At 73.8% G+C, this 9,027-nt stretch carries 7 protein-coding genes; 2 read left to right on the forward strand and 5 right to left on the reverse strand.

The features are described 5' to 3' along the window. Window positions 1-292: 292 nt before the first annotated feature. Complete coding sequence (locus MXD60_RS21695; protein WP_248821178.1) at window positions 293-709, forward strand: hypothetical protein; 417 nt, start codon at window positions 293-295, stop codon at window positions 707-709. A 15-nt stretch (window positions 710-724) separates the two neighbouring features. Here the strand turns inward: MXD60_RS21695 and MXD60_RS21700 are convergent, their stop codons facing one another. Together MXD60_RS21700 and recQ are read right to left on the reverse strand one after the other, a co-directional pair. Next, on the reverse strand, window positions 725-1,693 hold the full coding sequence (locus tag MXD60_RS21700) for a protein kinase family protein (protein ID WP_248821179.1): 969 nt from the start codon (window positions 1,691-1,693) through the stop codon (window positions 725-727). Window positions 1,694-2,005: 312 nt separating this feature from the next. Continuing rightward, window positions 2,006-3,898, reverse strand: a complete 1,893-nt coding sequence (gene recQ / locus MXD60_RS21705; protein ID WP_248821180.1) for a DNA helicase RecQ — start codon at window positions 3,896-3,898, stop codon at window positions 2,006-2,008. Between the two features lie 314 nt (window positions 3,899-4,212). Between recQ and MXD60_RS21710 the strand changes: the two genes are divergently transcribed. Further along, complete coding sequence (locus MXD60_RS21710; RefSeq protein ID WP_248821181.1) at window positions 4,213-6,006, forward strand: serine/threonine-protein kinase; 1,794 nt, start codon at window positions 4,213-4,215, stop codon at window positions 6,004-6,006. Between the two features lie 36 nt (window positions 6,007-6,042). Here the strand turns inward: MXD60_RS21710 and MXD60_RS21715 are convergent, their stop codons facing one another. From MXD60_RS21715 to hypD, 3 genes are all read right to left on the reverse strand, one after another. Next, window positions 6,043-6,933 carry a hypothetical protein gene (locus MXD60_RS21715; protein WP_248821182.1) on the reverse strand — a complete coding sequence of 297 codons (891 nt, stop codon included), beginning with the start codon at window positions 6,931-6,933 and terminating at the stop codon, window positions 6,043-6,045. A 206-nt stretch (window positions 6,934-7,139) separates the two neighbouring features. Next, window positions 7,140-8,276: a hydrogenase expression/formation protein HypE gene (gene hypE / locus MXD60_RS21720; protein ID WP_368861261.1), complete on the reverse strand. Its 1,137-nt coding sequence runs from the start codon at window positions 8,274-8,276 to the stop codon at window positions 7,140-7,142. Further along, window positions 8,269-9,027 (reverse strand): hydrogenase formation protein HypD (gene hypD / locus MXD60_RS21725; protein WP_248821183.1); only part of this gene is annotated, 759 nt, incomplete at its 5' end. The genes hypD and hypE, both read right to left, overlap by 8 nt.

The raw sequence follows: 9,027 nt of genomic DNA on the forward strand, positions 1-9,027 counted from the left end.
CTCCCGCTTTTCGGCTACCTCGGTCGGGGTGACATGCAATCAGACCCCCAGTGGGGTCGTCCACCCGACTTGCCCAAAGCTGACCCGTTGTGCACCGAAATCCTGGCCAGTTGTGTTTCCGGTCGTTTCCGGTCGTCTCCGACGTCTCTTTCCTGCCCGCGGGTCCGCGATCCCGCCGGGTGATCGCCGCGCCGGCGGTGAACGGGCCCCGGCGAACGGGCGCAACCCCGCCGGCGCGGCGCCGGGCGTCGCGGACTAGCCTCGGCGACTCGGCATGAACAGGGGGGAGTGCATGGCGAACGGGCGGCGCGTCGCGTCCCTGATACCGATCGTCGCGGTGCTGGTGGGTGGGCTCACGGCCTGCGGTGCGACCGGCTCGGGCGGCCGGCCAGCCGCAACCTCGGCGCGCCCGGCCGCCGCTGCCGCTGCCGCCTTCGACCTGCTGCACGACTCGGAGGCGGCGGACGCGTTCGCCGCAGGGGTGCGTGCCCAGTTCCCGGCGGTCGCCGCCGGCCGGACCGATGCCGTGCTGCGCGATGACGGTGCCCATGTCTGCGTGGATGACCTGCCGGCCGGCGGTGAGCGGCGCGCCCTGACCGACATCGGCATCCGCTTCGCCGGCGCTGGCGCGCCGCCGGACCCGTCGACCGCCGCCGGAATCCTCGCCTTGGCCAGGTCCACGGTCTGCGCCGCCGCCTCGACGCCGTAGGCGGGCCCGGGCCGGTCAGCGTCCGGCGCGGGCCAGCTGGTAGGCGCCCAGGCGGAAGGCGTCCGCGAGCACACGGATGCGCGCCGGCCGACGCGCCGGGTCGAGATCGAGGGCCCGCAGCAGCACCTCGTCCAGCGTCTGCGGCACGCAGAACGGCAGACAGCAGCCGCGCAGCGGTGCCGGCCAGCCGCGGATCGGCGCGACCCCGGCCAGGCCGTGGTAGGCCATCGCCGCCAGTCGGAAGACGTCGGTGCGCGAGCCGATCCGGGGGCCGTGCAGCCCGAGCCGTTCCTGTTCGGGAGCCCGGTACTCGGCTGGCCCCTCGCCGGCCTGGCGGGCCACGGCGGCGAGTCCCAGGTCCCGCAGAGCGGGGGTGACCGGCGCGGCCGGCCGGCTCCAGCTGGCCGTCGACAGCAGCACGGCGTCCGGGGTCATCGCCCGATGGCTGTGCCCGGCCTCGTGCAGGTCGGCCAGCACGTCGCCGGCCCCGGCGGCGGCCCGCAGCAGGGCGATGGCGGTCGACCGGTTCGGCGGTGCCATCCGCGCGGGCGGCTCGGCCCGGCAGGTGGGGCCAGCTGCGGCCGCGGGGCGCGCGGGCACCGGATGGGCCCTGGCCCGGCCGATCGCCGGCGGGCCGAACACGTCGCGCCAGGTCCGGCCGGGGGGGAGAGTCGACAGCAGGACCCCTTCGGTCGCGGTGAGCTGTCCGGCGACGAGGGTGGGCAGGCCGGAGCGCTCGCCGATCTCGGCGAGCAGCCGCAACTGGCCGTCGACCGTGGCGAGCAGCGCGCTCGCCCGGTCACCCGGCCGGCGAACCAGGACCTGGCGGTACCAGACGTGCCGCGGCGCCGCGTCGACCAGCGAGGCGGTCCCCTCCCGCAGCACCCACGAACCGTCGCTGCAGAGCCGCTCGGTCGGGTCGCCCTCCAGCAGGCAGGTCCGCCCGGCGAGGCGAACCGTCTCGCCGCCTCGCCGGCCGGCCACGTCGACACCGGCGGAAAGCCGCGGCTCGGGCGGACCGGTCTCCGGGCGCGGCCGCCAGACTGACTCAGGTCCGCCTGCCGGGGAAGAGCCGAACCGGGCGTCGTTGTCGTCGAGCGGTCGTCGTTTTCGTACGCGGATGTCGACGGCGAACAGGTGGGGACGCGAATCCGGCATTCGAGATCGCTCTTCCCGGGGCGCAGGGGATCTAGCGCGAGAATCCTAGCCGAACCGCGCCGTGCCGGACGGCAGCTCGCATTCCGCCGGCGCGGCCGGCCGGCGGCCCACCCCGGTCCGCCGCGCGGCCGGCTGCGATCAGGTTGCGAGGACGTCGAGGATCTGCTGGCCGTATTTCGCGAGTTTGTTCTCGCCGACGCCGTTGATGCCGGCCAGGTCCGCGAGCGCGGCGGGTCGCTGCGTCGCGATCTCGCGCAGCGTGGCGTCGTGGAAGATCACGTAGGCCGGCACGCCCTGCTCCTTCGCCGAGGTGGCCCGCCAGGCCCGCAGCGCCTCGAACACCGGTGCCACGTCCGCCGGCAGCTCCACGGGTGTGCCGCGGCGGGCCCGACCGCCACCCGCGTCGGCCCGGCCGCCGGACCGTGCCGCGCGCTCGGGCTCGCGTCGCAGCGCCACCTGACGGGCTCCGCGCAGCACGTCGGCGCTGGCGTCGGTGAGGGCGAGGGTGCCGTGTTCGCCCTGGACGGTCAGCAGGCTCTGGGCCAGTAGCTGGCGCACCACCGCGCGCCATTCGAGCTCTCGTAGTTCCGCACCGACGCCGAACACGGTGAGCGTGTCGTGGCCGAACTGCTCCACCCGGGCGGTGCGGCGGCCGAGGAGGATGTCGATGACCTGCCCGGCGCCGAAGTGCTGGCGGCGTTCCCGGTCCAGTCGAAGCACCGTGGACAGCAGCTTCTGGGCGGGAACGGTGCCGTCCCAGGTCTCGGGCGGGCTCAGGCAGGTGTCGCAGTTGCCGCAGGGCTGGGCGCCGCGCTGCCCGAAGTACGCGAGCAGGCCGACCCGGCGGCACTCGACCGTCTCGCACAGGGCGAGCATCGCGTCGAGATGGGTGCCCAGACGGCGGCGGTGCGCGGCGTCGCCGGGGGAGTCGTCGATGAGCCGCCGCTGCTGGATGACGTCCTGCAGCCCGTAGGCCAGCCAGGCGGTCGAGCGCAGGCCGTCCCGCCCGGCGCGGCCCGTCTCCTGGTAGTAGCCCTCGACCGATTTCGGCAGGTCCAGGTGCGCGACGAAACGCACGTCCGGCTTGTCGATGCCCATGCCGAAGGCGATCGTCGCGACCATGACGACCCCGTCCTCCCGCAGGAAGCGAGCCTGGTTCTCGCTGCGGACCCGGGCATCCAGCCCGGCGTGGTACGGCAGCGCGGGGATGCCCTGGGCGGCCAGGAACTCGGCGATCTGCTCGACGGACGAGCGGGACAGGCAGTAGACGATGCCCGCATCACCGGCGTGCTCGGTCCGCAGCAGCTCCAGGAGCTGGGACTTCCGCTCCTTCTTCGGCACGATGCGGTACTGGATGTTCGGCCGGTCGAAGTTCGCGACGTGATGGTGGGCGTCCGCGAGCCCGAGCCGAGAGGTGATCTCCCGGTGCGTCTCCGGGGTCGCGGTGGCGGTCAGCGCGAGGCGCGGCACCGTCGGCCAGCGCTCGTGCAGCATCGACAGGAGCAGGTAGTCGGGGCGGAAGTCATGTCCCCACTGCGCGACGCAGTGCGCCTCGTCGATGGCGAACAGCGAGATCCTCGCCCGGTCGAACAGGCGGGCCGTCGACTCGGTCCGCAGCCGCTCCGGCGCGAGGTAGAGCAGGTCGAGCTCGCCCGCCAGCAGCGCGCTCTCGGTGGCCCGGCGGGCGTCGAGGTCCTGGGTCGAGTTGAGGAAGCCGGCGCGCACGCCCAGCGCCCGCAGGGCGTCGACCTGGTCCTGCATGAGGGCGATCAGCGGCGAGATGACCACTCCGGTGCCCGGCCGGACCAGCGCGGGGATCTGGTAGCACAGCGACTTGCCGCCGCCGGTCGGCATGAGCACGAGGGCGTCGCCGCCGCCGACGACGTGCTCGATGATCTCGCGCTGGCCGGGCCGGAACGAGTCGTAGCCGAAGATTCTTTGCAGCACCTCGTCGCTCGTGCCCGCCGAGGCGGCGACCGGGCCGCCGGCGGGACCGGAAGCATCGCGGACGGAACCGGACGGCGAGGTCATTGCGCCACCCTACGGCGAGCCGTCCGAGGTGGTCGGCGCGAGGTCCGGCGCTGTGGACAACCACCGTGGTCTCTCTCCGTCGTCCACAGATCCGCGCCGGGCGGGGACGCGGGCGGCCCGCCGTCGCCTGCCCACCGGCCCGCGCCAGGGCCGCGGACAAGCCATCCACTGAGGTCAGATGGCCGACCGAGGATCGACATCCGGTCCCCGATCGCTACGATCCAGGGGATTTGTCGCTGTCGGGGGCCCTACCGGCCGGGTCTGGCCTGAGCGGCCGGCGCGGACCACATCCGGGCACAGGAAGGGATCGCGCGATGTCCACCGATCCGGTGCCGGTCACGGTTGCCGCCCTGCGCCTGTCCGACCCGGTCCAGGTCGGGCCGCACCGTCTGCTCGGCCGGCTCGGCGGCGGGGGGATGGGCGTCGTCTATCTCGCCGACGGCCCGCTCGGTCAGGTCGCCATCAAGATCATCCGTTCGGAGCTGGCCGAGAACCCGAGTTTCCGGGTGCGCTTCCAACGGGAGCTGCAGGCCTGCTTCCGCGTGCGCGGCCGGCACACCGCCAAGCTGCTCGACTTCGACATCACCGCCGAGCCGCCGTGGATCGCGACCGAGTTCCTCGCCGCGGCGACCCTGGAACAGCACATCAACCGGCACGGCCCGCTGGACGCGGCCGACCAGGGCCGGCTCGCCGCCGGCCTCGCGGACGCGCTGGTCTCCATCCACACCCCCGGGCTGATCCACCGCGACCTCAAGCCGTCGAACGTCATGTGGACGGCGAACGGGCCGGTCGTCATCGACTTCGGTGTCGCCGCGGTACGCGACGCCGGCCAGCTCACCGTGACGGGCACCGTGATCGGGACGCCGGGCTGGCTCTCGCCCGAGCTGGTCACGGGCGGCGAGATCGGCGCCGCCAGCGACCTGTTCGCCTGGGGCGGCCTGGTCTGCTACGCCGCCACGGGCGTCCCGCCGTACGGGCAGGGCCCGGCCGAGGCGGTCGCCTACCGGATCGTCCACGAACAGCCGCGGGTCGACTACACCAGGATCGCCGAGCCGCTGCGCGAGGTCGTCCGCCGGACCCTGGCCCGCGAGCCGGGAGACCGGCCGACGGCCGAGGCCCTGCGCGCCGAGCTGGTCGACATCCTCGGCCCGGACATCCTCCCGCCGTCGCCGGCCGCGCCGGCCGCGGACAGCGCCGCGGCGCCGCGCCAGACCGGGACCGCGCCGGGCGTCGTCGCGGGGGACGTGGCCGCGCAGGCCCCTGGAGCCGTCCCGCACACCGTGCAGACCCCGTCTCCCTCGGGCAGTCCGCCGCCGTCGTGGCCGTCCCCGGCCGTGCCCGGTCTGCCGGCGCCGGCCGGTGCCGGTGACGTGACGGCCAGCGGCACATCGCCATGGAACCTCTCCGGGGTGGCGACACCAGGCCCGACGGGCCAGGTGCCCGGTGCGTCGCCACCGGGTGGGTCGCCGCGCCCGCGCCGCCGGCGCCGCGCCGTCATCGCCGGCGCGATCGCGGCGGTCGTGCTCGTGGCGGGCGTGGTCACCGCCGTCCTGCTCACCGGCGGCGGCAACGGTGATGACGGCGGGAGCGGCGGCGACACGGCCGCGTCGGACGGCTTCACCTACACCGCCACCGGGCCGTGGCGGCTGATGATCAGCGACCGTCAGTCCGGGAACGACACGGGGTGCACGCTGACGCCGCGTGCCGGTGCGAACCCGCCCGGGGTCACGGCACCGGGGACGGTGTACGGGACGGCGACCTACCAGGTCCACCTGACCGGCGAGTTCCATCTGGACGTGGACCACCCCGCCCCCGACTGCGTGGTCGAGGCCCTGCCCGGCGGCGGTGCGGCGACCCTGCCGTTCACCGCGTCGAACAACGGCGACAGCAGCGCCTTCCAGCCGCCCGCCGCCGTCAACGTCGAGGTCCGCGACTTCAACGGCGGCGAGTCGTGCGAACTGACGCTGCGCGACGTCACCAGCGGCGTCGACATCGACGTCGCGACCGCCACCCCCGACGCACCGACGGTGCGCCTCGACTCCGGCGCCCGCGACCAGGTCTACCTGGCCGCCAACGACTGCGTCGTCCGCATCAGCGCCGTCGCCTAGATCTCTGGGCAGGGTACCGGCCGGGGAGATCCGTCCTCAGCGAAGTCGAGCCAGGCCTGGATGCTCCACGAGCCCACGTTGGCCGTAGGCCAGCCAGACGACGGCGACGGCCAGCGCCGGGCCGGTGAGTCCGGAAAAGCGAAGCGGTTCTGTGTCGTCGAAGGCGAGGACGACCGACCAGTCGGCCGGGTCCGGATAGATCGCGGCGGCGCCGGATGGGTAGAACGACAGCCAGCGACCATGCACCTCACACAGAAGTCTCCTGTCGGTCACGATGACCGAAGCAGGCGCGAACTCACGCCACCGGGGAACAGAGGCAACCAGCGCGGCCTGCCTGCGACTGTGATTTCCGAGTGCGGTCATGGCGTAGCCGAAAGCTACGAAGGGGGCGCTGCCGAGGAAGAAGCCGGTCGTGTGGACATAGTCGGCGCCGACACCGTAGTGGCGGGCGTAGTGCGCGTTGAGGTGCAGGTAGGCCCGTTCGTCTGGCTGTAGTAGAGGCCCCCAGAAGGTGAGTTCCGGCATGGGCTGGCCGGTGCTCAGGTGACCCAGAAGTGTCCGGGCGGCGGCCCAGCTCCGCTGGGAGTCGACCTGCCACTGGGCCGCCCGCTCCAACGCTTCCCGCTCGACCGGGGTGTATCTGCCCTGTGCGCGCCGTCGGTGGTTGTAGGCATCTCTGCCCAGAACGCTGGTAAAGGTCAGTCCGAGTGGCAGCATCACGAACAGAACCAGCGCGCTCAGCGCGGGGTGCGAACTCTCCTCGGTGTCATAGGTCCGCGACTGCTCATGGGAGGGTGCGTTCAGGGCTACGAGAACACAGAAAGAAACGACGGAGGCAACGAGCAGGAGGGCCGAGATGATCAGGCCGATGCGCCGTCCCGGGGGATAGTTCGTGATCCCGCCGGCGGGGGTCCATGTTGGGCGCATCCGCTCCGTCCATCCGGGCCTGAGCGATCCCCGGGCGACGGTTGCCGCGCATCACCCCGAAGATTCACTGCCCTGCGTGACAGTCTTTATCCCTAAGGTGACTCTATCGTGCCGGAAAGCTGAGTTGCACTCCTTCTGCGTAAGGTCGCGCCGAGCACCGCCCGCGAGCTTCTGATACGTCTCCGAGCTGAGTCAGGGGCACACGGTCAGCAGATGCGGGGGAGTTGTTCGCCGAGGGGGCGGTCGACGATGCGGGTGCCGCCGAAGGCGGTGCGGGCGACGACCATCCCTGGGTGGTCGGTGGTGAGGGAGCCGATGACGGTGGCCTCGCGGCCGTCGGGGTGGGCGTGCATGGCGGCGAGGACGGCGTCGGCGTCGGCGGCGGCGACGAACGCGACGAGGCGGCCCTCGTTGGCGATGTGCAGTGGGTCCAGGCCGAGGAAGCCGCAGGCCGCCTCGACGGCCGGTGGCACCGGCACCGCGGACTCGGTGAAATCCACCCCGACCCGTGCGGCGGTGGCGATTTCGCACAGGGTGGTCGCGAGGCCGCCGCGGGTCGGGTCGCGCAGCGCGTGCACGCCGGGGACGCTCGCGGCGAGCATCGCGTCGACCAGGCCGTGCAGCGGAGCGGTGTCGGAGCGGACGTCCCCGCCGAACTCCAGGTTCTCCCGGACGCTGAGCACCGCGATGCCGTGCGCGCCGATCGGCCCGGACAGGATGATCTGGTCGCCGGGGGCGGCCCGGGTGGGACGGACGTCCACGCCGGGTGGGACGAGGCCGAGGCCGCTGGTGTTCACGTACAGGCCGTCGGCGAGGCCGCGTTCGACGACCTTCGTGTCGCCGGTGACGAGGCGCACCCCGACCGCCGCGGCGGCCCGGCCCATCGCCTCGGCGACCCGGGCGAGCACGGCGAGTTCCAGGCCCTCCTCCAGGATGAACCCGGCGGACAGTGCCAGCGGCCGCGCTCCGCGGCAGGCCAGGTCGTTGACGGTGCCGTGCACGGCGAGCTCGCCGATCGAGCCGCCGGGGAAGAACAGCGGCCGCACCACGTAGGAGTCGGTGGTGAACGCGACCCTGGTGCCGCCGATCCGCACGACCGCTGCGTCCGCCAGCCGGTCGCCGCCGGCAGGGCCGTGCTCGTCCCGGCCGTGCTCGTCCCGGCCCTCGCCGTCCGTCGGGGTCGCGGCGGCGAACGCCGGGAGGAAGAGGTGTTCGACCAGCTCCCCGGACAGCACTCCGCCACCGCCGTGGCCCAGCACGATCCGCTCGTGATCCCGCAGAGGTGCCGGGCAGGTCCAGCCGGTCAGGTCCGTGGCGCTGGTCACGCCGGCTATGTCAGTCACGGTCCACCGCCGGGCTGGACGGGACGGCCGGGGTGAGGCGGCGGTACTGGAAGTAGGCGGCGCAGGCGCCCTCCGCGGAGACCATCGTCGCGCCGAGCGGGCGCCGCGGCGTACAGGTCGTCCCGAAGGCGGGGCAGTCCGGCGGGCGGATCCGGCCCTGTAGTACCTCGCCGCTGTGGCACGCGGCGGGCTCGGCGACCCGCAGGTCGGCCACGTCGAAGCGGGTGGCGGCGTCCAGGTCCGCCCAGTCGGGGGAGAGCTGCCAGCCGGACCGGGGGATCGTGCCGATGCCGCGCCAGGCGCGGTCGCACACGGTGAACACGTCCGCGAGGATCATCCGGGCCGCCGGATTGCCCTCCGGGCGCACCGCCCGGGGGTAGGCGTTGGCGAGCTCGGCCCGGCCCGCCTCCAGCTGCTCGACGGCGTGGCGGACGCCGTCGAGGACGTCCAGTGGCTCGAACCCGGTGACGACCACGGGTGTGCGGTAGGCCGCGACGAGCGGGGAGTACTGCTCGGTGCCCATCACGGTGCACACGTGACCGGCGGCGAGGAACGCCTCGACCCGGTTGTCGAGGGCGGCCAGCACCGTCTCCATCGCCGGGGGCACGAGCACGTGGCTGACGAGCATCGAGAAGTTCGTCAGCCACCGGCGCCGCGCCGTCACCGCGGCCATCGCCGCGGCCGGCGGGGGGGGGGGGCCGCCCCCCCCCCGGCGCCCCGCCCCGGGGCGGGGGGGGGGGGGCCGCCCCGG

The sequence above is a fragment of the Frankia sp. AgB32 genome (assembly GCF_023243045.1).
Taxonomy (GTDB): domain Bacteria; phylum Actinomycetota; class Actinomycetes; order Frankiales; family Frankiaceae; genus Frankia.